This is a genomic window from Synechococcus sp. O70.2, assembly GCF_047462135.1.
GTDB lineage: Bacteria > Cyanobacteriota > Cyanobacteriia > Thermostichales > Thermostichaceae > Thermostichus.
Genome location: NZ_JANSIS010000005.1, coordinates 36,082 through 61,098, shown reverse-complemented (window position 1 = coordinate 61,098; position 25,017 = coordinate 36,082). Strand labels below are relative to the sequence as shown.

Genomic DNA, 25,017 nt, shown 5'->3' with positions numbered 1-25,017 from the left:
TCTGAATCAAGCCGCCTGCGGCTCCATCTGGGCCAGCTCTGAGCAAGAGGAGAGGAGTTGCTCGGCCTCTGGCACAAGGCGCTCATTCTCTTGCAGCGAGGCCAGCACCAGCGGCAGCACCTCCCTATCGGCCTCAACGGCCTTCTCTGTTTCTTGCAGGAGGTTTACCGAGTCCTCGGTAAGCAGGTCAGCCACCTGAGACAGCTGCGCCTTCAGCAAGGCATTCTCTTGCTCCAATTGAGCCAGCCGCTCCTGCAGGCTATCAATTTGCCGATCCCGCTCTCCCAGGGCTGCTTCTAGCTCACGGTTGCGGGCCTCCAACCCTTGGCGGGCTGCCTCTAGGTGGTTCAGCCGTTCTGTCAAGCTTGCTAGTTCACCCTCCAAGTTGGTGAGGCCACTCACTTGTTCCAGAAGTTGGGCATTCTCCGCCTTCAGTTTCTCAGTCAACGCCTGAGCGCTCACCAGATCTGCCTTGGTGGACTCCAGCTCGTGACAGACTTGGTCATGTCTGGCAATCAGCTCGCCCAGCCGAGCTTCTTTCTCCTGCAGGTCTCCTTGCAGGGAACGAATCAAGCGATCCCTCTGTTCGACACACTGCTGTAACTGTTCGATGTGCTGTTGTAAGATGGGCAGTTTAACCAAAGCCTTCTGGGCCGTGCCAAGAAGTTTCCTGAAGCTCTCCTGCAGGCGGCTGTGGGATTGATCCAGTTTGTCGAAAGCTTCGTTAAGGGAAAGGTAGGCCTCGCATAGTTTCATATAGCGCTGGGCCAGAGAAGGAGAGTAATCCATGGTAGGGGCTCCAGGTGGGGCATTGCCTCTATTTTATCGATCCTTTTTTAAAAGCATTGTTTGCTACAAACACCTTGGGATTAATCTTGCTTTAACGTTTTCGCCTCAGTCTTCACCGGGATAAACTCCATGGCACTGCCTTCGGGCCAGCTTTGGATTCCAGGCTGACATGGGTTTAGGCCCTAGGAATCTGCCTGGGTCAGAAATCCTCCCCAGCCGGCAACAACTGCAAGATGAAGACTGAAGCAGCCCTCGTCGGCTAGAGAGTAGCGGCCAGCGCTGCGTCTTGGGAGGGCTAGCAGCGTTCAGGGGACAAGACAGGGCGGGTTACCGCTTGTCGCTCCCACTCCTCCATTTTGGTGCGACGGCTGTTGGCGGAACTTTGGAAGGTAGTGCTAGCCTGCAGCCGTTTGCGGAACAGGCGCAGTTGCTGCTCTTCCGCCTCGAGAGAAACATGTTGGGCAAAGAGCGGCTGTACAACTTTCTCCTCCTGCATAAACTGAGCCCGCAATTGCTGGTACAGATGCAGGGCTGCCCCCAGATCCAACCGCTGCGGGTCACGCTCCGCCTGGTGCAAAAAGCAAGTCAACTCCGGGATCTGATCCCGCATCTGCTGCTCCAACCCATCGAGCTGGCTGAGGCGATCAGGATCCGCCCCTAGAGCCGCCCTAAGCAGGGGGTAGAGGGCGTGGCGCTCCAATTGAATGTGGCGGGAGAGGCGCTGCCGCAACCTTTGGACCAAGAGGCGCTGCTGCTCCAGATCCAACTGAGAAGCTCGGGACAGGTTCAGAAAGGCCTGCAGGATGACCCGGTGCTGATTGGCCCAAAGATCAGCCAATGTACCGCCAGCGGGGGAGGAAGCCACGGCTACCTCAGGAAATCGCTCTCCTCATCGTAACTTTACTTCATCAAGACAAGATTACGAAGCGAGGCAGTAGACTCCCGCCTCTTTCCTCCTGAATTAGGTTTGGCCAAGCCAGCGGCGTTTCCAAGCAGAAGTGGGCTCAAGGGGTGAAGTTTGCTGTTCTCGCTGTCGCTGCAGCCGGATTTGGGCTCTGTCTCCCCTCAAGGTGGGATCCCGGTAGGGCACAGCGGCGCGGGTTTTCAGGTGCTCCCACTCCATAGGCGAGAGAGGCGGTAGGTAGTCTGGCTGAGGTGAGGCCACCGTGCCCGGCCAGGGGCGGCCCAGCGGGGGCGTAGAGCCGATAAACAGCCCCGCCTCCAGAAGAGCTGCCCGCACTGCCGCTGCACAGGAATAGGTGGCCAAGATGCCGCTGGGGCGCATTCGCTCAGCCACCGCCCGCAAGAAGTCCACCGTCCACAACTCCGGGCAAACGGCAGGAGAAAAGGGATCCAAAAACACCGCGTCCGCCCATCCCCGCGGCACCTGGAATAGGGTTTGGCGGGCATCTCCCCACAGCAGAGTTCCGCGCCAGCGGGGTGATTGCCAGGATCCCTTCTCGATAAAGTGTTGCCACTCCTGGCTAAAGCTCCAAGTGGATCCCACCCCCACCTGCCAGGCCTGGCGGGGCACCTCTGGGGATCGCTCTAGGCCAATGATTTCCACGCGGCAGTCGGGCCGCACCTGCCAAATGGTCTCCAAGGCCAGGCCGGAGTTGTAGCCAAGGCCAAAGCAGATATCCAAAAGGCAGATGGGCTCCTTGGGGTCCCGCTCCAGGGGCAGCCGATCCAGCCGGCAAGGGCGGACGAACTTCTCCAGCGCCTCCTGGGCAGCGCCGCTGACGTTGTGGAAAGCCTGCCCGAACTCCTGAGAGAAAAAAGTCAGGGAACCATCCCCTGTGGTCAGTACCTGCCACTGGGTCTCTGGAGTCATGGTCTCTATCCAGTTTGGCGATTGCCTGAGGGCTTGAAGACGTTAAGATAGATTTCAAGGCTTACCAGCAGGGCCTGAGGATCTCAGCGCTTGCTATCCTCAGCCAGGGGAGGAACTATGTCTCTACTGGATTGGTTTGCCGAGCGGCGCAAGCAGACTTCCCTTAACTTAACTGGCAGTAGCCCCTTTGACAAAGAGCGGCAAGTGCGGGAGATTGCCGACGGCCTCTGGCAGAAGTGTCCAGCTTGCGACGCCCTCACCTACACCAAGGATCTGCAGCAGAACTGGCAGGTTTGCCCGAGCTGCGGCTACCACTATCGCATTACCGCCCCAGAGCGGCTGCAACAGCTTTTGGATCCCGGCTCCTGGCAGCCCCTCGACGACCACCTGGCGCCTACCGATCCGCTGCACTTTTTTGACCAAAAGCCTTACAGCGAGCGTTTGGCCTCTTACCAAGAGCGCACCCAGCTCAAGGATGCCGTCCTGACTGGGTTGGGCACTTTGGAAGGCAGGAGGGTGGCCATTGGGGTCATGGATTTCCGCTTTATGGGCGGCAGCATGGGCTCGGTAGTCGGCGAGAAGATCACCCGCCTTACCGAACGGGCCACCTGCGATCACCTGCCCCTGATCATTTTCTCGGCCTCGGGGGGAGCCCGCATGCAGGAAGGGATCCTCAGCCTCATGCAGATGGCCAAGACAGCAGCCGCCCTGCAGAGGCACCGCGAAGCCGGGCAGTTGTTTATTTCGGTACTTACCCATCCCACCTACGGGGGGGTAACAGCCAGCTTTGCCATGTTGGGGGATTTGATCCTAGCTGAGCCCGGTGCCCAGGTGGGGTTTGCCGGGCCCAATGTTATCGAGCAAACCATCGGCAAGGGCAAGCTTCCAGAGGGCTTCCAGACTGCCGAATACCTGCTGGCTCACGGGCTTATCGACGCAATTGTGCCGCGGACCGAGCTGCGCAAGCGCTTGGCCCAGTTGCTGGCTATGCACCGCCCTCGCTTGCCCAGGTCCCTTCCCGCGTTCGATTCGACTTACGCCCTCGATCCGGCCAAAGTCTGAATAAAGTCCCATTGGAGAGGTGGGTGACTGGGGAAGCCAGATCTAGCTAGCTCCCGTCTTCCCTTTTGGCTGCAAAAGAAGTTTCTGGCGTAAGCTATATAGCGGAGTTTTCGCGGGATTTTCTGCAACCGAGGGTGCTAAGGTGGGGCATGAGGTTTTGACGGGAAACGATGAATTTTAAGCTGCGCATCCGTACCGCTGAAACTCCGCAAGGGCAAAAGCTAGCCATTGTGCCCCTGGAGGGTCGTTTTGATGCCAAGGCCACTTCCGAAGCCCGGCAGTTGCTGCAGCAGGTTTTGGATTTTGGCTACACCAACCTGTTGATCGACATGTCAGCGGTTACTTTTATGGATAGCTCCGGCCTGGGGGTGCTGATCTCAGCCTTGCGCAAGTGCCGGGCTGCCGGTGGCAATCTCGGCCTCTGTTGCGTTCCCGAAAGCGTCGCCCTTGTCCTCCGCCTGACCTCAATGGAAAAGGTCTTGACCTGTTTTGACGACCTGGAAACGGGCATCGCCAACTTCCCCACCGCTTCCTCCAACCCCTAGCCGATACCTTTTCTATGCCCCTGACCTTGAGGCTCAGCCATGTAGCCGGCCTCGATACCTTGGGATCCGCTCGCTGGCCTGCACGTGGGCAAAGACCTGCACCTCGGTGCTCATTTTGCGAAGCTGGCGGGCCAACTGAATGGCCTTGTCGCGGGGGAGAGGGGGACTCACTACCGCCGGCAGACAGCGCAACAGTGGCCTCAGCGCCGTTTTGGGCAGCCGCGCATAAAACGCCAAGGTGGAGAGAATCTCGTCTTCAAAGTAGGGGTTGCGATCTTCCAAGAGCCGCACTTGATAGAGCTCCGGCGGCAGGGGCCGCCCCTGGGCCAGGCGAATCAGGGATCCCACCGTCCCCATCACGTACAAGCGATCCCCCCGTTTCAACACAGTCTCCCCCTCTTTCTGCCAGATCTTGGGAAAAACACAGGGCCGGTCCGGTCGGGAGTGATGCAGCAGGATCGCCAGGTCGTAATCCTGGGCCAGTTGGCGCAAGGATAGCCCCAGGTAAGGGTCATGGGCCGAGACCTCCAGCAGCGTTTCCCCCTCCCAAGTCAAGGTGCCGTAAACGGCTCCCGCCAGCGCTGCAGTAGCAAAAGCGCGCGCCCCCAGGGCGGTGGGGCTGTAGCTGATCCCCAGGGCCTGCAGATGCCGCTGCATTCGCGCCGCCACCTCGGCATCAGTAATCCGCAAAATGGTGCGGATGCCGGGGTGTAGGCTGTGGGCAGTTAGGGCAGTCTCGAGGTTGGTGAGATCGTCAGGAGTCGTGCAGATCAGGCAGCGGCTGCTTTGGATGCGGGCCTGTTGCAGGGTGCTTGCTAGAGCGTAGTTGCCCCGGATCACCACCGCCCCCTCCCGTTCTGCCGCCCCCAGCAGGGGATTGTCGGCGTCGGGCTCCACCGCCACCACCTCATAGCCCATCTGCCGCAGCAACTGCAGCACCAAGTAGCTCAGCCGTCCCAACCCCGCGATCACCCCATGATCCCCTTTGGGCATATGGGCAGCTCGGCCCAAGCCGAAGCGGCTGCTTACCAACTTGTCGGTCACCAACCCATAGATCAACCCCACCAGAGCAGCCCCCACCAAGGTCATGACCACCGCCACTACCTTCACTCCTAGGGGGGTCTCCGCCTGCTGAAAAGCCTCGATGTCGCCATACCCCCCGTCAACACCACGATGGTTAGCAACAGAGCGTCGAAGACCGGCTTGCCGATCACCCTGAAATTGATCACCCCCAGCACCAGCATGGCCCCCAAGGTGAAGGCGAGGGTGCGCACGATGGGCTTGACCTGCAGCAGTCCTTGCAGGCTTCTGCGCAGCCAAGATAGGAGCCGGCTGAACGACTTGCCGCGCCGTCGTTGTCGTTTGTCTTGCACCTGTCCACTGGCCCAGCGTTGCGCCCGCGAAGAGCCGCGCCTTCCGTTGCGCTCCAACAGTTGCAGGTAGGCCCGGGGGTCACAGATAACCAAAATGCGATCCCCTTCCAGCAGCTTTGCTTCGTGGTCGAAGTCATCAAAAATCCGAGACTTGGAAAAGTTGGACAGCCCGTCCACCGGGTAGTGAAACAGCACCCCCGCCCGGAAGGTCTCCTCCAGTTCCGAGAGGGGCATGTGCAGCAGACGGGAGTTGTAGCCAATGGTCAGCTCCACCACGTTCCAGAGGGTGGTCTCTTGGGGGGCGCCAAAATAAAGCGGATCCGCTAGCTCCGGCGGCAGCGTGGCCGGCTGCGCCTCCAGCTGAGGCAGCTCGAAGTAGCCGACAAATTCGTCCGAGACAGCCTTGAGGGCAAAGGCCGGAGCCGCCAAGCCCGCAACCGACAGGGAAAAATGCTGCGGCAAAATCGAGTCCAGGTAGCGGGCAAGGCCAGTGTTAAACCGACGAGAGACAATGCGCGCCTGCGGGTTGAGATCTCGAATCAAGAGGGCCAGCTCGAAGTTGGCTTGGTCATTGTCCTCCAAAAGCAGCGCCACCTTGATCCGCTCAATCCCAGCCCGGCGCAACACCTCCGCCTGCCGGGGATCCCCCTCTAGGTATTGCCATTCCCCTTTCCGAGAAGGCGGCAGGCAGGGAGCCACCACCACTGCCCGCTGTCCAAACTCTTCCAGAATCTCGAGCGTCAACTCCGCTAAATCGTTGTAGCCACAAACCAGAATGGAAGCACCTGGGTCGCGGCCATTGTCCTGCAGTTGCGCAGCCAGCTCTTGGGAAAGGGAGCCCGCCATACCCTGTCACCTGCTCTGCTCCCTTTATACCCAGGACGGCAGGATCCCCCTCTTATCTGGCCGAGCTTGGGAAAGAGGCTGCTGCTAGTCCCGGCTCCCGACCAGAAAAAAAGGCAGCGCAAGCCCCGGCATTCATGGCAAGTGCTCTGCGCCGCTGCCGCGAGGGGGATTAGGGCATGGCGTCCCCCACAGGCTCGTGGTATATCTGGCCCTGTGTAGCCCCCCAGCGAGTAGAAACCTAGCCGCTACAAGCCGTGAAAAAATCTCCATCCTCTAGAGCTGGGGAGAACGTCCAAGGAGAGCTGTAGGGGGTGTTTCATGGAATCTGTAGCCGACACTTGGTCCACTTCTAGGCTCTGCAGCCTAGCGGCCGTTGCTACCTCGGCAAGGGGTAGCGGAGCTTTGGTGCGGGTTATGAATGGCGCTTCTAACCCGTAGTTCCGCCGCTGTAGGGTCTTGTCCTTTAGCCCACTCCCAAGATAAAACGGTGGTTCGCACTGCCTCCCTTAGCCCTATGCCTTCCCCCAAGGACGCTGTTTCTGTTGCCCCCGTCAAACAGCCTGCCGCCCAAGCCAGCTCTACTGGGGGCGAGTCTTTTCTCCAAGGGTATGGAGCCTTTCCCGCCCACCTCATCCCCCAGGGATCGCTGCAGCTCTACACCCAGCCCGGCCGGGGCATGTTCACTCCTGTGATGGTCCAGGCCCTGCGCTTGGCTGGTCAGGGAACGCGGGTGTTGATTGTGCAATTCCTCAAAGGCGGGATTAAGCAAGGGCCGGAGAACCGGGTTTTGCTGGGCAGTTCCCTGGAGTGGGTTCGCTGCCGTCTACACCGCTGCATTGATACGCCGCATCTGGAGCCAGAGGAGCGCGTAGCTCTAGACGAGTTGTGGCAATTTACCCAGGAGGCCGTTAGGAGTGGCCGGTATGGCTTGGTGGTGCTGGATGAGCTGAGCTTGGCCATCAAGCTGGGCTTGATCCCGGAAGAACAGGTGCTGGATTTGGTCGATCAGCGGCCAGTCTGGATGGATATGATCATCACCGGGCCCGAAATGCCGGCTTCCCTTCTAGAACGCGCTGATCTCATCACCCAGCTACGCCCCCGGCAGGAGTCCTCGCGGGCTCTGGGCAGGCGCCGGGATCCCTCGCGAGTCAGTAGTCCCTAGTACCTTCTGGTCTTGCCGTCATCTAGCCATGCTAAAGAGCGACCGCTGGATCCGTGAGCAAGCGCAGCGGGGGATGATCGAGCCGTTTTGCCCCGAATTGGTGCGGGCCGTGGAGTGGAATGGACAAATGCGGCCTGTTTTGAGCTATGGGCTTTCCTCCTATGGCTACGACATTCGTCTTTCCCCCGTGGAGTTTAAGATCTTTCGCCATGTGCCTGGTACTGTGGTAGATCCCAAGCGGTTTAACCCCAAGAACCTCGAACCGGTGGAGCTTCACCACGACGAGATGGGGGACTACTTCATCATCCCTGCCCATTCCTACGGGCTGGGGGTGTCCCTCGAGCGGCTGCAGGTGCCCGACAACATCACTGTCCTCTGCATCGGCAAGTCTTCCTACGCCCGGGTGGGGCTAATTGCCAACCTGACTCCAGCGGAAGCGGGGTGGCGCGGCTACCTGACGCTAGAGTTTTCCAACGCCTCTAGCGCTGACTGCCGGGTGTATGCCAACGAAGGAGTGGTGCAGCTGCTGTTTTTTGAGGGGGATCCCTGTCAAATTACCTATGCCGACCGTCAAGGCAAGTACCAGGATCAGCCGCAGCGGGTGGTGGTGGCTAGGGTTTAGCTATCTGCCCCAGTTTATCGTTCAGACTGGCTGCCTAGCAGGTGTTGGGCAATGAAATCCGTATGCACCTCACCCCGCAAAAAAGCCTCGTGGCGCAGGATCTGCTGGTGAAAAGGGATCGTGGTGGGCACGCCCGTGATGGCGCACTCTCCCAAAGCCCGCTGCATGCGGCGGATGGCCGCTGACCGGTTGGGCCCCCAGACAATCAACTTGCCCAATAGCGAGTCGTAGTAAGGGGGAATGGTGTAGTCGGTGTAGATGTGGGAGTCCATGCGCACCCCTGGCCCACCGGGGGGCAAGTAGGCAGTGATGGTGCCCGTGCAAGGGCGAAACTGTTGCTTGGGATCCTCGGCATTGATGCGGCACTCAATGGCATGGCCTCGCAGTTGCACATCCTTCTGGCGAAAGGTGAGGGGCTGACCTTGGGCAATGCGAATTTGCTCGGCAATGAGATCTAGTCCCGTCACCATCTCGGTTACGGGGTGCTCTACCTGGATGCGGGTGTTCATCTCGATGAAGTAGAACTGGCCGTTTTTGTCCAGCAAAAACTCCACTGTGCCCGCCCCCACGTAGTTCACCGCCTTGGCTGCTTTCACAGCCGCCGCCCCCATGCGAGCACGCAAGCTCGGGGTTAGAGCAGGGCTAGGGGCCTCTTCCAACAGCTTTTGGTGCCGCCGCTGGATAGAACAATCCCGTTCGTAGAGGTGCACCACATTGCCATGGCTGTCAGCCAAAATCTGAAACTCCACGTGGCGGGGGCGCTCGAGGTATTTCTCCAAATAGATGCCCCCATTGCCAAAGGCAGCCTGCGCCTCCCCCTGGGCGGTGCGCATCATCTTCCGCAATTCTTGGGGATCTCGGGCCACCCGCATACCCCGCCCCCCACCGCCGGCCGTGGCTTTGAGGATCACGGGGTAGCCGATTTTCTCAGCTAGCCGCAGCGCCTCCTCTTCAGAGGTGATCAACCCGCGGCTGCCCGGCACAGTCGGCACCCCCACCGCTTGCATGGTCTCCCGCGCGGTAGCCTTGTCACCCATCTTGCGCATGGCCTCGGGAGAAGGGCCAATGAAAATTAGGTTGTGGTCGGCACACATCTCGGCAAACTTGGCATTCTCCGCCAAGAAGCCGTAGCCCGGGTGAATGGCATTGGCCCCGCGGGTAAGGGCTGCCGAGATGATGTTGGGGATGTTGAGGTAACTTTTGGCCACAGGGGCTTCCCCGACACAGACTGCCTCATCCGCCAGTTGGACATGGAGCGAGTTCTGATCCGCAGTGGAGTAGACAGCCACTGTGCGGATCCCCATTTCCTGACAGGTGCGGATAATGCGCAGAGCAATCTCGCCCCGGTTGGCAATCAGGATCTTGGTGATGGGCGGCATAAACCCTGAAAGCCAGCAGCCTCAAGCCGACGGATACCACGATGCTAACGTACCCCAGAACGACGCCGGGCAAGAGGTTCTTGCGCCCCCCTACTTACCCATTGGGAGGTTGCTGCCCTGCCAGGCGTTCCATCTCACAGGCCGACGATCTGGGTATTTTCAAAGGTGGAGAGAATCCTGTCCAGATCGCAAGCCTGCCGCAAATAGGTGGCGGTGGCGTCGCTGCCCAACTGGATTTCGTCTCCATCTTCGAGCTCTCGAAACTCTACCCGCTCCCCCCGAACGTAGAGGCCGTTGGTGCTGGGGTTGCCGTGGATGTCTCCATCGATGATTTGGTAGGTAAACCCGTCGGGAGAGGTGGGAGATTCAGTCTTCACCAAAAGGGCGTGGTGGCGGGAGACGTACTGGGAGTCGATGCGAATGCTGTTGCTTGGATCCCGCCCCAGGGAATAGAGCTCAGCTGTCAGCCAGTAAGCCTTAGGCCCTTGGCGATCTTTGACGATGAGCAGGTGATTAAGAGTAAGTTGACGAGGGGACGGAGTCATGGGGGAACAACCACTGGCATAACACGAAACGTAGCACGGGATCCCCGGCTAGGATCCCCTGACCGGTTGGGGGGCAACGCCAGCTCCCAAGCGGGCTAGACGTGTACAAAAGCATTGCGGAGAAAGCAAGTAGATTTTTGTAACAGATCCTCTCATAATAGGATCGAGCAACGCAGACCCTTCCTCAATCGCTCCATGAATGGTGCCCACTCGCCTCTTGTCGACCCGTCCAAAGCCACCAAGGCACCCAAGCTCATCGAGCTGCCGGAGGATGAAACCGAGGCTCAGCTTGGCGATCCCCAGAGCCTGCAGCGGTACGAATGCCGCGCTTGTGGCTATGTCTACGAGCCAACCCAGGGGGATCAGCTCAATCGCATCCCGGCAGGCGTGCCCTTTGAGGAGCTGCCCCCTACCTGGAGATGTCCGGTGTGCCGAGCCGATAAGCGCCTGTTCCAAGCGGTGGGCGCCAAGGGCAAGCCTTCCGGCTTTCAGGAAAACCTGCGCTACGGTTTTGGGGTTAACGTGATGACCCCTGCGCAAAAAAACCTCCTCATCTTCCTGGGGTTGGCGCTGGGGTTTCTGTTTTTGATGAGTTTTTATTTCGTCGAGTAACAGAATGGTGAAGCTCCTGAGGCTAGTGCTGTTGGCTGCCTTCTCGCTCCTGCTGATGGCAGCGGGAATGCCAGAGATGAAGGTGGTGCCCTGGGAACAGGTGGAGGTGCCCACGCAGAACATCCTGCTGGATATTGCCTTCACCGGCACTAACCCTTCTCATGGCTGGCTGGTGGGCGACAAGGCGACCCTGCTGGAGTCTCAAGATGGCGGTCTGCACTGGCAAGTGCGCCAGTTGTCGGCTCTAGAGCCCGAGGCTTACTTGAGATCGATTAGCTTTGCCGGGGCAGAAGGGTGGGTAGTGGGGCAGCCGAAGATCCTGCTGCACACCTTGAATGAGGGAGCGGACTGGACGTTGATTCGCCTTAGCAAGCAACTGCCAGGAGAGCCCCTCTTGATCCACGCCCTCGGCCCTGGCGCTGCCGAAATGGTAACCAATGTGGGAGCCATCTACCGCACAGAAGATGGGGGGCAGACCTGGCACGCCCAGGTGGAAGAGCCGATTGGGGCAATCAAAAACATTGCCCGCGGTCCTGGAGGGGAGTACCTAGCCGTTTCCTCGCGCGGCAGCTTCTACTTTTTGTACACGCCTGCAACCCAAGCTTGGAAGCCCTATCTGCGGGAGAGCTCTCGCCGCATCCAGAACATGGGCTTTGGCCCCAACGGCAGTGCCTGGAAACTGAATCAGGGGGCAGAGATTGCCTTTACCGACGACTTTACCTCTGGCAAATGGTCTAAGCCTCTGCGACCTGGGCGAGCCCTTAGCTTTGGCTATCTCGATGCAGCCTACCAAAACGACCACGACCTCTGGGTGGTGGGGGGCGGCGGCACGCTGATCCACAGCCCTGATGGTGGCAAAACCTGGGAGGAGGCCAAAAAGTTGAGCAGCATTCCCGCCAATTTCTACAGCATCGAGTTTTTCGGCCCCGACCGAGGGTTTATCCTGGGGCAGCGAGGCACGCTTCTGCGCTACGTCGGCTACGGCAGCTCCTGATCCCAGGGCAAGGGTGAAGAGAACCAGCAGGGATCCCGCTTCCCCACCGCGGCTGCTGGTGGCAGCCAGTGGCACCGGAGGTCACATCTTTCCAGCCCTAGCTGTTGCTGAGCAGTTGCCCACCTGGCAGATCGAATGGCTGGGAGTGCCGCAGCGGCTGGAGGAGAAACTGGTGCCAGAGTGCTACCCGCTGCATCGGGTCACCATGTCGGGCTGGCAGGGATCCCCTTTGCAAAAGCTGGGATCCCTAATCCAGTTGGCCCGAGCAACGCGGCAGGTGCAGCAGATCCTCCGGGAGGGACGGTTTGACGCTGTGTTGACCACCGGTGGCTACATCGCTGCCCCGGCCATCTTGGCAGCTCGCTCGCTGGGGGTGCCGGTGCTGCTGCACGAGTCCAACCGTATCCCAGGCAAAGTAACCCGCTGGCTGGGAAGGCTTTGCCAGGTGGTAGCCTTGGGCCTGGCGGAAGCAGCGGAGCATTTGCCAGGAGTAGCTACCTGGGTGGTGGGCACGCCGGTGCGGCCAGAGTTCTATCAGCCTCAGCCCTTGCCTGCAGATCTGCCCATTCCAGAGGGGGATCCTTTGATTGTGGTGATGGGGGGGAGCCAGGGAGCGCAGGGCCTGAACCGCCTGGTGGCCGCCTGTGCCCCAGCCTGGTTGGAGGCAGGGGCCTGGATTGTGCATTTGACCGGCGGCAGTGAGGTCGGGATCCCTTCCCACCCCCGCTACCGCGCTTTTCCTTTCCGCACCGATGTGGCCGCTCTGCTGCAGCGGGCAACTTTTGCCATCAGCCGAGCTGGCGCCCTCAGCCTGGCAGAGTTGTGGGCCACCGCCACCCCCGCCATCTTGATCCCCTATCCGTTTGCCGCCGAAGACCATCAGTATCACAACGCCCTGGCTTTTGTGGAGCGAGGTGGGGGAGTGGTCCTGCGAGAGTCTGAAGAGAATTTGGACTTGCTGCGGCAAACGGCGCTAAGCTGGCTGGATCAGCCCCAGGTGGTTGCCCAAATGGCCGCTAACTTGAAGGCGACAGCTCCTCCCCCTGCCAGCAAGGCAGTTGCCGGCCTGCTTCAGGAGATCTGCCGAGCTTCCGCCCGTTAACTTCCCCAGGAGGCCAGCCGTGGTACAGCCGAGATGGGATCGGGACCCTTTTGCCGCAGCCGTCGACACCTCGGCCCGGCTGGAGCCTCGTCCTCCCAACACCATCGCGGTGGAATTGCTGTTGGCGCGCCTGGAACAGTGCTTTGGCGTCCCCCAACGTCCTTGCAGCCCCGACGGCCTGCCTCTCTATCCCGACCTCTTGGACGAATTGGTGGGCACAATCCTCTCCCAAAACACCACCGACCACAACAGCAGCCGCGCCTTTCGCGCCCTCAAAGCCCCTTTTCCCTCCTGGGAAGCTGTCTTGGCTGCCGACCCGGCCGAGGTGGCCCAGGTGATCCGTCCTGGCGGCCTGGCCCAACTCAAAGCAGCCCGCATTCGGGAGATTCTGGCTGCCATTGTCCAGCGCCAGGGATCCCTGAGCCTCGACTTTTTGCGGGATCTCGACGACGCAGACGCTCTGGCCTATCTCCTCTCCCTGAAGGGGGTGGGACTGAAGACAGCCGCCTGTGTGCTGTTGTTTGGCCTGGGCCGAGATCTCTGCCCGGTGGATACCCATGTGCATCGGGTGGCCAACCGTCTTGGCTTGGTGCGAACCAGACATCCCGACGACACCTTTGCCCAACTGTTGCCGCGGATCCCGACAGGCAAGGCTTATTCCCTACACGTCAACCTCATCCGGCTGGGCAAACGCCTCTGTAAGGCGCGCCTGCCCGACTGCGGTCGCTGCTCCCTGCACCACGAATGCCCCTCCGCCCTGCTGCGGCAGCGCTGATCCCTACTCTGCCGGCCTAGGGGAAGAAGGGATCCCGTTTTCGCTCCCCTCTGAGGCAGGAACTTCCGGATCGAGGACTTGCCGCACAGATTCAATCTCTTGGGAGAGCAACACCCGCTCCCGATCCAGGAGGCCAACCACATGCTCCGGATCCTCCCGCGAGACTACCGGCAACTGGCGCAGATCGTACTCGTACATCGGCTCGGCAGCCACCACCACCGCCTCGTCGGGGAAAGTGGTGAGCACAGGCGACTGGCTGACCTGCTCTACCGTCAGTTCGGCCACTTCCCCGGCTCCCCTATGGGCTAAGGCCCGCTCGAGGTCTTCCAGGGTGAGGATGCCCCGCAGCCGATCTTGCCTGTCCACCACCAAAGCGCTGTGGCACTTTTGCTGCAGCAAACGCTCCAGGGCCTCTCGCAGAGGCGTATCCTGTTGCAGCAGCAGAGAAGGAGGCACCATGACCTCTTGAACTGTTAGGCCCTTGGGCTCCTGCCTGCGGCGGGCGGAAGGGTAAACAACTGGCGGGTGCAAATGCTCCGTTAGCCAAATGCTCAAGCCCACCGCCGCCATCACCGGCAGGGCAATGTGGTAGTCCCGCGTCATCTCAAACAGCAGCAGAATTGCCGTCAGGGGAGCCCGCACGCTGGCTGCTAGTACCGCCCCCATGCCCACCATGGCGTAGGCGGCAGGGGGAGAGAGGGCAAAAGCAGGCAAAACCCTTCCCATCACCTGGCCATAGCCTGCTCCCAACACCGCCCCCAGGAACAGAGCCGGGGCAAAGGTGCCCCCGACAAAGCCGCTGCCCAAGCTCACCGCGCTGAGGAATACCTTGCCCAACAACAGCAAGCCCAACTGGCCAAGGGAAAAGGGCACTCCTTGCAAGATCGACTCAATGGTCTCGTAGCCCACCCCCAGCGCTAACGGGATCCAGAGGCCAACACCGCCGAGGATGGCACCGCCCAGAATAGGCTTGCTCCAGGTTGGCCAGGCCGCCATGCGGCTAAATAGCTGCTTGCCCCCCTCCAGGGCATAGCTAAAGGCCAGGGAGACCAAGCTGGCCAAAAAGCCCAAGCCCAAATAAAGCGGCACCTCCAGCAGACTGTGAAGCTCGTAGGCAGGCAAGACAAAAGCCGGCTGCGTAATGGTTGGCAGCAGGAAGGCCGGCTGCGCCCCTAGCCCCACTTGAGCAATTAGAGCGGAGACCACAGCCGCCAGGACCACCACGCTGACCGCGGAGGTGGTAAAAGAGCGGGCCAGGGCCAGCTCCAAAGCCAAGAACACCCCTGCAATCGGTGCGTTAAACCCCGCCGCCAAGCCCGCTGCCGCCCCGGCAGCCATCAATAGCTGCACCCGCTCCCGCGCAAGACGGAGGTTCTGCCCTACCAGGGATCCCAGCAGGGCGCCGCTTTCCACACTAGGAGCCTCCGGACCCAGAGAGGCTCCCGCCCCCAAGGAGATGGCAGCGGCCACCAGCTTAAGAGGGATCCAGCTTGGCCGAGGGAGGAAGGCTCGGCTAGGACTTACCAAGCTGGAGAGGCTGAAGTTGGGAAGAGGCAGAGCCACCTTCAGCACGCCAATCAAGAGGCCTCCCAAGAGCGGTGCCAAAGCCGGGACCCAGAATCCCAACTGCTCCAGGCCATAGGGTTGGACAGCCTTGGCAAGGTTGCCGAGCAGAAGCTCTTGGAAGAGATGGCGACACCAGCCAATCAAATAGCGAAACCCAACCACCCCTAGGCCCGTGCCCAGGCCGACGGCTGCTGCCAACAGCAGCACCAGATTCTCAGAGGAGAGGCGCAGGCGGGGATCCGCACTCATAGGGAGCCTAACTGGAGGAAGGCAACGTCAGGATCTCCACGCCGGTTTCAGTGACAGCAACAGTATGCTCAAACTGGGCAGAAAGCTTGCCGTCTGCCGTCACCACTGTCCACCCGTCGGAGAGCACCCTCACCTCCCAAGTGCCCTCGTTGATCATTGGCTCAATGGTAAACACCATGCCCGGGCGGAGCTTTTCCCCCTTTCCTCGCTCGCCGTAGTGAGGGATCTGGGGGGCGGTGTGGAACTGCCGTCCCACCCCGTGGCCGACAAAGTCCCGCACCACGCTGTAGCCCTGGGACTCGGCGTACTCCTGGATGGCTGCTCCAATGTCCCCCACGCGGCCCCCGGGTCTTACCGCAGCAATGCCCCGCCGCAGGCATTCTTCGGCCACCTCCACCAGGCGCCGGGCTCGCTCGGAGGGCTTGCCCACAAAGAAGGTTTTGGAGGCATCGCCGTGGTAGCCATCCAAAACGGGAGTGACATCGATATTAATAATGTCCCCTTCGCGCAGGATTTGCTTGGGGCTAGGAATGCCGTGGCAGACAACGTGGTTGACACTGGTGCAGATGGACTTGGGAAAGCCGTGGTAGCCCAGTGGGGCGCTTCTAGCACCCTGGGCCCGCGTCCAGCGCTCGGCCTCGTCGTTGAGCTCTTGCGTGGTTACTCCCGGCTGCACCATCGGCTCCAGGTGCTTGAGCAAATCCGCCGCCAGGCGGCAGGCCCGCCGCATCTTCTCCAGCTCCCGCGGCGAGAGCAATACAATTGGCTGTGCAGCTTGGGCAAGCTGGCTCATGCCTGTCTGGAGGGCAGATCCCAACTGTTGCCTCCAGCGCTGAGAGCGGCGGCCCAGGTTGGTTAACAGCGACCGCATATCTTCCATCGTCAAACCCTTCCCTTCTCTAACACTCCCTCAATTCCTAGGCTGGGACAGGCAGGGATCTCTGCCTGACTTAGCATTGGCCGCCTTCTAGCCCCTCACAGACTCTGCCCCCATCGGCTTATTCTCCGCCGCTGGCGGATCCGGCGTACCAGCCACAGCCCAAGAAAATAGCTGGCCAAAGCTCCCCAAAACCCAACAAAGGCGCAGCCAACAAAAAGCGTGCCCGACACCTCCAGGCCCCACTGCATCCAGTTTTGGGGTGCCGCCAGTTCCGCAGGGGCAAAGGCCGTCGTGGATCCCAGTAGCCATTGCCCAACCCGGTAGTTAAACGCATAGATGGGCACATAGGTAAGAGGGTTGCTCACCCAGGTTCCTGCAGCTGCTACCAGCTTGTTGCCCCGCAGGGGAACTGCCAGCAGCAGGGCAGCTAGGGTTTGGAAGCCGAAGATGGGAAAACAACCGGCAAAGACCCCTGCCGCCAGGCCCCGGGCAATTTCTTCGGGAGAAGATTGCATCCGCAGCAGGCGCAAATACAGGTAGCGCAACCAGCGCCTCCAGCCCGCCTCTTGGCGGGGCAAAGTCAGCCTAGGGGGAGATTCCAGATAGGGCATGGCGGATCCCCCTGAACTGGCAAACCAAAAAGGGGGGCTCATGGACAGTCACTGAGAAAAGGTGTTAAGCCTTGCAAATCCAGTGTATCTTTCCCAGTGCCCAAGACAAAAGGCTCTTGGAGAGTCTGCTAGCTGAGCTTGCTTGCCAAAGCCAGGAGGAAGTTAAGGCTTAAGTAGGAAACCAGCACCAACAAAAAGAAAAACAGGGCAAGGTTCAACGCAGCTCGCAGGGATCCCAAGTTAGGCTTTTCAGGCGGAGGGGTCATGTCAGCTTAAGGTGTAGGGGTTGGTGTAGCTGCTTGGGGGGAAGCTGAGGATCTTTTTTGTTGGAGGAGCTCTTGCAGGCGCACCCGCACTCGCTGATTTAGGGTGGGATCCTCGTTGGCCAAGGTCATCAGCTCACGGTATTTGGCCACCGTCAGCCCCTGCTTCTCGACAATGCGGCTGGCCTGGGCCTCAGTACGCTGCATAATCTTCTCATACTCAGCTTCGCTTTGGGTTTCTCGCAGCTGGGCGCTAGCTTCGCGAATTAGAGGATCCAGCTCCAACAAAATGCGCGCCAACTGCTCCACCTGCGCGTCGGTGACCTGAGCTGCAGTCAAAGAGGGAGAAACCTGCGGGCTGGGAGCCGCTCCTCTAGCCGGGGTAGCTGTTGCAGTAGGACTGGGGATCGGGGTAGAGCCTTTGGATCCCTGGGCCCAAACGGTCAGAGCACCAAAGCCGAGTCCCAAACCCACTAGAAACGTCAATTTCCTCATGGCCAAAATTCCTTAGTAGACCGAAGACAGCCCGAAACCCTACTGGCACAGTCCTGCCTGGAAACAGGGTAGCAGGAGGTTTGGTCTCTGCACTAAGGGTTTAGCGCAAGGCAGGAGACCTGGACTAGTATCTTGTATAAAGTAGGGGATTGGTTGTAGAATCGTGAGGAAGTCCGCCAAGGATTACTCCTTTCGGCGAAGCTAGGTTTGCCGGTCTACAGTCAGCTGCTCCCCTTCTAAGCTGGGGAGTTGCCCATAGTGGGGCTTGGCTATTTGCTCTGCTGGGGTTGTTCTTTGCATTTTAGGGCTCTTGGGCAGTAATGGAGGTAGGTTGCTGTACAGGACTTCTTAGTGCAAGCTTTTTGCCTCTGCAAAAGATGACGACAAAAAACGGCGAGGACTATTGATTTTCTTAAGCAATCTTGATATATTCTTTGCGACTGTTTCGTAATCCTTCTGGGGGAGGCTTACATTGGTCAGGAAAAGAAAGCGTAAGAGCCGCCGCCGCTTGGAAGGGCGCAAAATTTTAGATCTTGTTCCTCAATATAAGCTAGACAGTGGTGAAGAAAAGTCTGTTACTGCGGCTCGAAGGTACATTCAGGAAAACTCTATTCAGCCGCCAGCACTTATCTTGGTTCGACGAAATGAACATACCATTGACCGCTTCTTTTGGGCAGAGAAAGGACTATTTGGTGCCCAGTACGTTGAAGAAAATCACTTTCTTTTTCCCAGCTTGCGTTCTCTCTTAGCAAAAGTTGCAGCGGAGAAACCAGAGAGGAAGTCTTCTAAAGCTCTAGCCGCTGCCCCTCAGTAGCCTCTCTAGAAGCTGAGATCCCCCTTTTGGGGGGTTTGTTTTTCAGATCCCTTCTGTTCCTGGCCTGGCAAGGTCTCAAGGTTCTGCAGCGTTAACCTTTTTTGCGGCAGGGCAGCCAAGTGTTTTCTTGATTGAGCTAGCAGTAGACCTTTGCCCAACTAACTTTGAAGATCTGGGCGGCTACAGTGGGGCTGCTCGGCAGAGCTGACAACCTTGAGCTGGAGCGCCGTCTCATTGTGAGAATAGGAGCTAGAGGGCTAGTCTCGCCTCTCACCTAAAAGCCAATCCTGGGATGGTAAAGTCAGAACACGGGAACCCGGAGGAGGGACAAAGGCATGAAAGCCATGATCCTGGCAGCCGGCAAGGGAACGCGGGTACGGCCCATTACCTACATGATGCCGAAGCCGATGATTCCCATTTTGCACAAGCCTGTCATGGAGTTTTTGGTGGAGCTGCTGCGGGAACATGGCTTTGACCAGATCATGATCAACACTAGCCACCTCGCCCACCAAATTGAGGACTACTTCCGGGATGGCCAGCAGTGGGGAGTACACATTGGCTTTTCCTTCGAGGGCCATTTTGAGAACGGCCAGCCGGTGGCCGAGCCCCTGGGATCTGCTGGCGGTATGCGCAAGATCCAGGATTTCTCCGGCTTTTTCGACAGCACCTTCGTGGTGCTCTGCGGCGATGCCTTGATTGACCTCAACCTCACTGAGGTGGTCAATTTCCACAAGTCCAAGGGGGCGCTGGCCACGGTAGTGCTGCGGGAGGTGGATCCCAGCCAGGTCTCCAGCTATGGGGTGGTGGTTACTGATGAAACGGGTCGGGTTACGGCTTTCCAGGAAAAGCCAAGGCGAGAAGAGGCCCTTAGCAACACCATCAACACGGGCATCTATGTTTTTGAGCCAGAGGTGTTTGACTATATTCCCCCTGGCCGTCCCTACGACATTGGCGGCGATCTCTTCCCTACTTTGGTCAAAGTCGGCGCTCCCTTCTACGGCGTCAAGGCTGACTTCCAATGGGTGGACATTGGCCGTACCCACGATTACTGGCTGGCTGTGCAAAAGGTGCTGCGCGGGGAGATCAAGGGCGTCAAGGTACCGGGGATCCAGATTCGGCCCGGCGTCTGGACAGGGATCAACATCCGTGCCAACTGGGATCGCATCCACATCGAGCCGCCAGTCTACATCGGGGCCAGCACCTACCTGGCAGACGGGGTAAAGCTCATCGGCCCCACGGCCATTGGCTACGGCTGTGTCTTAAACGAGGGGTGTACGCTGGATGCCAGCCTCATCTTCAACTACACCCAAATTGCTGCAGGGGTAACCCTGCGCCACCAGATGGTGATGGGCCGCTACTGCATTTCCTCCGATGGCAATGCCATCGACACGGAGGAGTCCAATCTTACCTGGCTCATTGGAGATGCCCGCAGCCATGGCAACGGCAAGTCCCAACCCCGCTAGCGCCCTCTACCTCTACGGGATCGTTGCCGCCCCTGGCCCGCGCCACCTGAATGTAGTCGGCTTGGACAAGCAGCCGGTGCGGGTTCACGTGCTCGGATCCCTGGCCTTCCTCTATTCCCAAACCTGCCAGGAGCGTTACCTGGCTAGCCGGGCCAACCTGCTGGCTCATGAGGCCGTTTTGGAAAGCGTCATGAATGAGGGCCATCGCACCCTACTGCCACTGCAGTTTGGCCTAGTAGTGAGCAGTTGGGATCAGGTGGAGCAGGATCTGGTCAAGCCACGCCTGGCCGAGCTCTTGGCCTTGCTGCAGCGCCTAGAGGGCAAGCGGGAGGTGGGGGTAAAAGTCTTCTGGGATCCCGAGCGAGAGCTCCAGTTGGGGTTAGAAGAAAACCCCGCCCTGAAAGCCCGCCGCGACGAGCTGGCTGGCACTCCGCTGGGGCTGGAGGCCGTCGTGGAAATGGGACGGGCTTTGGAGCAACTTTTGGAGCAGCGACGCCAGCATATTGCCCACACCTTCACGGCTGCCCTTGCTCCGCTTGCCAGCGATTGTGTGGAAGGAAAGCTGCTTACCGAGAACATGGCCTACAACAGCGCTTTTCTCATTAACTGGGAAGATGAGCCGGCTTTTGCCCAAAAAGTGGAGGAGCTGGATCAAGCTTTTCAGGGACGGCTGCGCATCCGCTACAACAATTTCACTGCTCCCTACAATTTCGTCAAGCTTTGACCGGCCTGTATTCCTCCCCAGGATTGATAACATGGGCTTGCAACTTAGGGCGGAGCCATTTCAGGCCAGATTCATATCGGCATCTGGGGAAGGCTATTCAACATCGTTGCCCAGAGTGATCACTCCCAAGGAGTCTTTCGATGGCCGCAGTAACCGAAGCCAAAAAAGAAGTCCAACAGGAAAAAAAGATTTGGGCTGATGAGGAACTCATGGCGCTGCCTAAAGATGGGCACCGCTATGAGGTTGTCAATGGAAAACTGGTAGACATGGGAAGTGCAGGGGCACTGCATGGAAATCTTACTATCACTCTAAGTTCAGCTCTTTTTGCAGTTGTCAAGGCCAAGAAGCTAGGCGCCCTGTTCGATTCCAGCACCGCTTTCAGGATGAAGAGTGGAAATCTGCGATCGCCCGATATTTCCTTCTTTGCCAGGGAACGCTTACAAGGGATGGCCGAGCTGCCCACTGGCTTTTTGGAAGGGGCTCCGGATCTGGCCGTTGAAGTGCTATCTCCTAGCAACACCGTAGAGGAAATCGAGGGGAAAATTGCCGACTATTTCGAGAACGGTGCCCGCTTGGTCTGGGTCATCAGCCCAACTCAGCGCTACGTGTTGGTCTATCGCTCTGCTCACGAGCCAGATCGCCTGCTAAAGTCCGCAGATACCCTCGAGGGGGAAGAGGTGATCCCTGGCTTCCAGTTGCCGCTTGCCGAGCTCTTCCAGAAGCTGCCTTTCTAGCCTGCCCTTAGATTGTCCCAAAATTAAGAGGTGGCGATGGCCACCCCAAGAAAAAGACTTTCCCAGCCAATGTCAAACCAGCGCCGGCACCCGCGCGCCAGCCAGAGCCTCCTTGAGCGCCCGCACCTGGGCCACCATGGCTACCTCGTCCTGGAGGCGGCTGACAGCTTTGCCCACCCCCACCGCCGAGGCCCCAGCAGCGATGGCTAGAGGTACCGTTACCGTCGAGAGGCCGGAGGCGCAGATGACCGGCACGGAAACTACTCGGCTAATCTCATAGGTGGCAGCTAGGGTGGGGGCAGCTTTCTCAATGAGGCCCAGGGATCCGCTATGGCGCGGCTTAGCGCTGGTGCTGCCCTCGGTTTGGATGAAGTCAGCCCCCAGGTCTTCCAGTTTCTCCGCCAGCTCCGCCTGCTGATCCAAAGGCAGCGTGTGGGGAACGGTTACCGATAGGAGGGTGCGCGGCAGGAGGGAGCGGGTTTGGCGAGTGAGCTCCAAAACCTCTTCTGCGGAGAAGACGCGGCCTGAGGGGTAAAAGCTGTCGTAGTTGCCAATTTCGGCCATGTCAGCCCCTGCTTGCACCGCAACAGCCAACTGCTGCGGATTCACTGCCGACACGCAGATGGGCAGATCTACTTGAGCCCGCACCGCCTGCACCAACTCGGGACTGGCAGCAATATCTACCCAGGTGGCCCCTCCCTGCTGGGCAGCACGGGCAATTTTCAGCACGGACTCCAGGTCAAAGTTCTGCAGGCCGCTGATGATCTTGAGGGCACGGCGCTGGGCAAGAGCGTCAAAAAGAGCAGCTTGAGAGGCAGGGGTCATAGAAGTGTCAGGTCAGCTTATTCAACGAGACAGAATGGAGAGGGAAAGCCAAGGGGCCGCTGTTTAGCCGCGGCAATACCAGTGTAGGGGTTTTGCCTCCATCTCACAAGGGATCTTTCCCTTCAATACAATAGGAATCCCTTCTTGTACTTTTGCTATGTATCGCTCCCCCCTGCCTTTTCTGGGCCTGCCCGAGTCGGATCCAGAGGTAGCCCACGCCATTCTCTTGCCTGTCCCCTACGAGGCCACCACCTCCTACGGAAAAGGCACCGCCAAGGGCCCCCAAGCGCTCCTAGAGGCTTCGGCCTACGTGGAGATCTACGACGAGGTGAGGGACTGCCAGCCGGCCCTCCGCCCCGACTGCCGCGAAGAGATCTCCCGCTACTGGACGGCGCCGCCGGTAGAGTTCGAGGGGCTGGATACCCACGAGCTGGCCATGGCCGAAATTCAGCGCCGCGCTGCCGAGTGGGTTAGGCCAGGGCGGTTTTTGCTCTCCATTGGCGGCGAGCACTCCATCACTGGCCCCATAATTGCCGCCCACTTGGTGCATTACCCCGAGCTGCATGTGCTGCAGATCGACGCCCACTGCGACCTTAGAGATAGCTACGAGGGATCCCGCTACTCCCACGCCTCGGCCATGGCTCGGGTAGTCGAGCAAGTGGGCAGCCGCCTTACCCAGGTGGGGATCCGTTCTATCTGCGCCGAAGACCGCCAGGCCATCCGCAAGTACCGCCTGCACACCTTCTTTGCCCACAGCCTGCACAGCAAGCCAGCTCAGGAGTGGATCCCAGAGGTGATTGCCACGCTGGGAGCCCAGGTTTACCTGACGGTGGATGTAGACGGCCTCGATCCCGCGGTCGTGCCGGCCACCGGCACCCCTGAGCCCGGTGGGCTGAGCTGGTGGGAAACCGTGGAGCTGATCCGAGCGCTGGGGCAGCAGCGGCAGATTGTTGGCGCCGACGTGGTGGAGCTGGCCGTTACCGGGGAGCGGGAAACTGATCGCCGCAGCGCTTTTACCGTCGCCAAGCTGGCCTATCAGATCCTAGCCGCCGCTTTGGGTTAAGCTCCCCTAAAGACTGGACTCTCGGTGTTGCCAGCTTCCTAATGCCCCCAGCCATGTCCTCGCCTTCTTTGCCGCCGCCCCCAGTTGACGAGGAGCTCATCCACAGCCGCATTCAGGCTGTCCGAGCCCAGATCCCAGAGCAGGTGGAGATCATGGCGGTGAGCAAGGGCTACAGCGTCAACCACATCCGCGCCGCCTATCGAGCCGGGATCCGCCACTTCGGCGAGAGTCGGGTGCAAGAGGCAGCCGTCAAACAGGCGCAGCTGCAGGATTTGACCGACATTGTCTGGCACCTGATTGGACACCTCCAGACCAATAAAGTAAAGCCAGCCCTCAAGCAATTTGCCTGGATTGACAGCGTCGACAGCCTGCGCCTGGCCAAGCTGATTGACCAAAAAGCGGGGGAGCTCCACCTCACCCCCAAGCTTTGCCTGCAAGTGAAATTGGCACCGGATCCCAACAAATTCGGCTGGCTTGTCCCCGACCTGCTGCAGAGCCTGCCTCAGCTCAACCAGCTGCTGCAGGTGGAAATTGTGGGCCTGATGACCATTCTGCCGCTCGGCCTTAGCTCAGAGGCCGCCTTGGAACTGTTTCGTAAACTAGCTGAGCTTGCTGAGTCCATTCGGCAAAGCGGCTACGAGCGCCTGCAGCTACGCACCCTTTCGATGGGGATGTCTGACGACTACCTGCTGGCAGTGGCGGCAGGCTCCAACTTGATTCGGCTGGGACGCGCTCTGTTTGCCAATGCCGAGCGTCGGTAGATGCAAACTTTATGAAGCCCTTGAGTTGTGATTAAATTTTTCTGAAGCTGTGCCCCTCCAGGATTGCTCTGCAGGGCTCTTTAGAGGGGGAGGCCTGCGTTACTTGGCTGGCGTTAGCAGCTTCTTGCCCAAAGGCCTCCTTGGTCTCTTGAGAATATGAAGGACGTTTGAAGGACGTTTCCTAGCTTGGGCCTCTGCCCAAGATCGCGGGTCTAAACGCCGAGCTTGCTGTAGATGTAGGGTAGGTAGTGAGGATGCAAGGGATGAATGTCAGTGGAATCTGGAGCAGGGTAAAGGACTTTGTGGGCTTAAATGATCCCGCGGATAACCTGGAGGAGTACTCTGAATCGGAGATGGAGGGGCAGGACGACTACCAACTTCTCTACGAAAGACACCGTTCTGCATCGGCCACCTCTAGTGAGGAGGAGGTAGAGCACCCCTGGCGGGGACGGCGGCAGCGCTCAGTAGAAGCTGGCGAAGGGCCTGTCCATCGGGAAGAGTCGCGTGGCCATCGGCGCAGTCAGCCTCCTCGGGAGCGCTCAGGAGGGAGTGGTATGGGGAGCAAGGTGATTGGATTGCCTGGCGTCAGCCAGCCGACCAATGAAGTAGTGGTGCTGGAGCCGCGCAGCTTTGATGAAATGGCCCAGGTTATCCAATACTTGCGCGAGCGCAAAACGGTGATCATGAACTTAAGCCTGATGGATCCCGCCGAGGCGCAGCGTTCGGTGGACTTTGTTGCCGGCGGCACCTACGCCATTGACGGCCATCAGGAGCGTATTGGGGAGAATATTTTTTTATTCACCCCCAGCACCGTCACCATCTCCACCCCCAGTAGCCAAGTTATGCAGCCGCTGCAGCGCCCTTTGCAAGGCCCTACCCCTCTCTGGCCCAGCGGCTATGAGCACCTGCAGGCGGTAGGCCAGCAGTAG

Annotated in this window: 28 protein-coding genes; 15 read left to right on the top strand and 13 right to left on the bottom strand. The window is 59.5% G+C overall.

The window, feature by feature from the left end; genetic code table 11:
* Positions 1 to 6 precede the first annotated feature (6 nt).
* From NW812_RS06930 to NW812_RS06920, 3 genes are all read right to left on the bottom strand, one after another.
* Positions 7 to 789: a hypothetical protein gene (locus NW812_RS06930; protein WP_414395257.1), complete on the bottom strand. Its 783-nt coding sequence runs from the start codon at positions 787 to 789 to the stop codon at positions 7 to 9.
* 295 nt (positions 790 to 1,084) lie between these two features.
* Positions 1,085 to 1,654: a hemerythrin domain-containing protein gene (locus tag NW812_RS06925; protein ID WP_414395255.1), complete on the bottom strand. Its 570-nt coding sequence runs from the start codon at positions 1,652 to 1,654 to the stop codon at positions 1,085 to 1,087.
* Positions 1,655 to 1,750: 96 nt separating this feature from the next.
* Positions 1,751 to 2,623 carry a tRNA (5-methylaminomethyl-2-thiouridine)(34)-methyltransferase MnmD gene (locus tag NW812_RS06920; protein ID WP_414395252.1) on the bottom strand — a complete coding sequence of 291 codons (873 nt, stop codon included), beginning with the start codon at positions 2,621 to 2,623 and terminating at the stop codon, positions 1,751 to 1,753.
* Positions 2,624 to 2,740: 117 nt separating this feature from the next.
* Between NW812_RS06920 and accD the strand changes: the two genes are divergently transcribed.
* The gene (accD, locus tag NW812_RS06915) at positions 2,741 to 3,685 is read left to right on the top strand and encodes an acetyl-CoA carboxylase, carboxyltransferase subunit beta (RefSeq protein ID WP_414395249.1); all 945 of its coding nucleotides are present in this window, start codon (positions 2,741 to 2,743) and stop codon (positions 3,683 to 3,685) included.
* A gap of 170 nt (positions 3,686 to 3,855) precedes the next feature.
* Positions 3,856 to 4,230, top strand: a complete 375-nt coding sequence (locus tag NW812_RS06910) for an STAS domain-containing protein (protein ID WP_414395247.1) — start codon at positions 3,856 to 3,858, stop codon at positions 4,228 to 4,230.
* Positions 4,231 to 4,263: 33 nt separating this feature from the next.
* Here NW812_RS06910 and NW812_RS06905 read toward each other — a convergent pair whose 3' ends face one another.
* Positions 4,264 to 5,340, bottom strand: a complete 1,077-nt coding sequence (locus tag NW812_RS06905; RefSeq protein ID WP_414395245.1) for a potassium channel family protein — start codon at positions 5,338 to 5,340, stop codon at positions 4,264 to 4,266.
* Positions 5,341 to 5,342: 2 nt separating this feature from the next.
* Positions 5,343 to 6,449, bottom strand: coding sequence for an NAD-binding protein (locus tag NW812_RS06900; protein WP_414395243.1), 1,107 nt, complete (start codon positions 6,447 to 6,449; stop codon positions 5,343 to 5,345).
* Positions 6,450 to 6,963: 514 nt separating this feature from the next.
* Between NW812_RS06900 and NW812_RS06895 the strand changes: the two genes are divergently transcribed.
* Both NW812_RS06895 and dcd read left to right on the top strand, forming a co-directional pair.
* Positions 6,964 to 7,611, top strand: a complete 648-nt coding sequence (locus NW812_RS06895) for a cob(I)yrinic acid a,c-diamide adenosyltransferase (RefSeq protein WP_414395241.1) — start codon at positions 6,964 to 6,966, stop codon at positions 7,609 to 7,611.
* Between the two features lie 28 nt (positions 7,612 to 7,639).
* The gene (gene dcd, locus NW812_RS06890) at positions 7,640 to 8,233 is read left to right on the top strand and encodes a dCTP deaminase (RefSeq protein WP_414395239.1); all 594 of its coding nucleotides are present in this window, start codon (positions 7,640 to 7,642) and stop codon (positions 8,231 to 8,233) included.
* 14 nt (positions 8,234 to 8,247) lie between these two features.
* Here dcd and accC read toward each other — a convergent pair whose 3' ends face one another.
* Positions 8,248 to 9,612 carry an acetyl-CoA carboxylase biotin carboxylase subunit gene (gene accC, locus NW812_RS06885; RefSeq protein WP_414395237.1) on the bottom strand — a complete coding sequence of 455 codons (1,365 nt, stop codon included), beginning with the start codon at positions 9,610 to 9,612 and terminating at the stop codon, positions 8,248 to 8,250.
* Positions 9,613 to 9,746: 134 nt separating this feature from the next.
* Positions 9,747 to 10,157: an FHA domain-containing protein gene (locus tag NW812_RS06880; RefSeq protein WP_414395235.1), complete on the bottom strand. Its 411-nt coding sequence runs from the start codon at positions 10,155 to 10,157 to the stop codon at positions 9,747 to 9,749.
* Positions 10,158 to 10,352: 195 nt separating this feature from the next.
* Here NW812_RS06880 and NW812_RS06875 point away from each other — a divergent pair, with 195 nt between their 5' ends.
* Genes NW812_RS06875 through NW812_RS06860 form a run of 4 tightly spaced genes read left to right on the top strand, consistent with a single transcriptional unit; the run spans position 10,353 to position 13,640 of the window.
* Positions 10,353 to 10,769 carry a rubredoxin gene (locus NW812_RS06875; RefSeq protein ID WP_414395233.1) on the top strand — a complete coding sequence of 139 codons (417 nt, stop codon included), beginning with the start codon at positions 10,353 to 10,355 and terminating at the stop codon, positions 10,767 to 10,769.
* 4 nt (positions 10,770 to 10,773) lie between these two features.
* Positions 10,774 to 11,763, top strand: coding sequence for a photosynthesis system II assembly factor Ycf48 (locus tag NW812_RS06870; RefSeq protein ID WP_414395231.1), 990 nt, complete (start codon positions 10,774 to 10,776; stop codon positions 11,761 to 11,763).
* Between the two features lie 13 nt (positions 11,764 to 11,776).
* Positions 11,777 to 12,865, top strand: coding sequence for an undecaprenyldiphospho-muramoylpentapeptide beta-N-acetylglucosaminyltransferase (gene murG, locus NW812_RS06865; protein ID WP_414395230.1), 1,089 nt, complete (start codon positions 11,777 to 11,779; stop codon positions 12,863 to 12,865).
* 19 nt (positions 12,866 to 12,884) lie between these two features.
* Positions 12,885 to 13,640 (top strand): endonuclease III domain-containing protein, encoded by a 756-nt coding sequence (locus NW812_RS06860; protein ID WP_414395228.1) that lies wholly within the window; start codon positions 12,885 to 12,887, stop codon positions 13,638 to 13,640.
* A gap of 3 nt (positions 13,641 to 13,643) precedes the next feature.
* Here NW812_RS06860 and NW812_RS06855 read toward each other — a convergent pair whose 3' ends face one another.
* From NW812_RS06855 to NW812_RS06835, 5 genes are all read right to left on the bottom strand, one after another.
* Positions 13,644 to 15,455 (bottom strand): chloride channel protein, encoded by a 1,812-nt coding sequence (locus tag NW812_RS06855; protein WP_414395227.1) that lies wholly within the window; start codon positions 15,453 to 15,455, stop codon positions 13,644 to 13,646.
* 7 nt (positions 15,456 to 15,462) lie between these two features.
* Positions 15,463 to 16,248, bottom strand: a complete 786-nt coding sequence (map, locus tag NW812_RS06850; protein WP_414395566.1) for a type I methionyl aminopeptidase — start codon at positions 16,246 to 16,248, stop codon at positions 15,463 to 15,465.
* A 182-nt stretch (positions 16,249 to 16,430) separates the two neighbouring features.
* Positions 16,431 to 16,988, bottom strand: coding sequence for a DUF2062 domain-containing protein (locus NW812_RS06845; protein ID WP_414395225.1), 558 nt, complete (start codon positions 16,986 to 16,988; stop codon positions 16,431 to 16,433).
* An 86-nt stretch (positions 16,989 to 17,074) separates the two neighbouring features.
* Positions 17,075 to 17,212, bottom strand: coding sequence for a hypothetical protein (locus NW812_RS06840; RefSeq protein ID WP_414395224.1), 138 nt, complete (start codon positions 17,210 to 17,212; stop codon positions 17,075 to 17,077).
* Positions 17,213 to 17,218: 6 nt separating this feature from the next.
* On the bottom strand, positions 17,219 to 17,704 hold the full coding sequence (locus NW812_RS06835) for a DUF4168 domain-containing protein (protein ID WP_414395222.1): 486 nt from the start codon (positions 17,702 to 17,704) through the stop codon (positions 17,219 to 17,221).
* Between the two features lie 472 nt (positions 17,705 to 18,176).
* Between NW812_RS06835 and NW812_RS06830 the strand changes: the two genes are divergently transcribed.
* The 4 genes from NW812_RS06830 to NW812_RS06815 all read left to right on the top strand — a co-directional run bounded on the left by NW812_RS06830 (position 18,177) and on the right by NW812_RS06815 (position 21,439).
* Positions 18,177 to 18,518, top strand: a complete 342-nt coding sequence (locus NW812_RS06830; protein ID WP_414395221.1) for a DUF3155 domain-containing protein — start codon at positions 18,177 to 18,179, stop codon at positions 18,516 to 18,518.
* A 335-nt stretch (positions 18,519 to 18,853) separates the two neighbouring features.
* A complete protein-coding gene (locus tag NW812_RS06825; RefSeq protein WP_414395220.1) occupies positions 18,854 to 19,981 on the top strand; it encodes a sugar phosphate nucleotidyltransferase in 1,128 nt (375 codons plus the stop codon).
* A complete protein-coding gene (locus NW812_RS06820) occupies positions 19,953 to 20,705 on the top strand; it encodes a GvpL/GvpF family gas vesicle protein (protein ID WP_414395219.1) in 753 nt (250 codons plus the stop codon). The genes NW812_RS06825 and NW812_RS06820 overlap by 29 nt, the downstream gene beginning before the upstream one ends.
* Before the next feature lie 140 nt (positions 20,706 to 20,845).
* Positions 20,846 to 21,439, top strand: coding sequence for a Uma2 family endonuclease (locus tag NW812_RS06815; protein ID WP_414395218.1), 594 nt, complete (start codon positions 20,846 to 20,848; stop codon positions 21,437 to 21,439).
* A gap of 72 nt (positions 21,440 to 21,511) precedes the next feature.
* Here NW812_RS06815 and NW812_RS06810 read toward each other — a convergent pair whose 3' ends face one another.
* The gene (locus NW812_RS06810; protein ID WP_414395216.1) at positions 21,512 to 22,264 is read right to left on the bottom strand and encodes a DUF561 domain-containing protein; all 753 of its coding nucleotides are present in this window, start codon (positions 22,262 to 22,264) and stop codon (positions 21,512 to 21,514) included.
* Between the two features lie 157 nt (positions 22,265 to 22,421).
* Here NW812_RS06810 and speB point away from each other — a divergent pair, with 157 nt between their 5' ends.
* The 3 genes from speB (at position 22,422) to NW812_RS06795 (ending at position 25,017) form a co-directional block, all read left to right on the top strand.
* The gene (speB, locus tag NW812_RS06805; protein ID WP_414395214.1) at positions 22,422 to 23,327 is read left to right on the top strand and encodes an agmatinase; all 906 of its coding nucleotides are present in this window, start codon (positions 22,422 to 22,424) and stop codon (positions 23,325 to 23,327) included.
* Between the two features lie 53 nt (positions 23,328 to 23,380).
* Entirely contained in the window at positions 23,381 to 24,088 is a 708-nt protein-coding gene (locus NW812_RS06800) for a YggS family pyridoxal phosphate-dependent enzyme (RefSeq protein ID WP_414395212.1), read from the top strand.
* Between the two features lie 353 nt (positions 24,089 to 24,441).
* Positions 24,442 to 25,017 carry a cell division protein SepF gene (locus NW812_RS06795; RefSeq protein WP_414395564.1) on the top strand — a complete coding sequence of 192 codons (576 nt, stop codon included), beginning with the start codon at positions 24,442 to 24,444 and terminating at the stop codon, positions 25,015 to 25,017.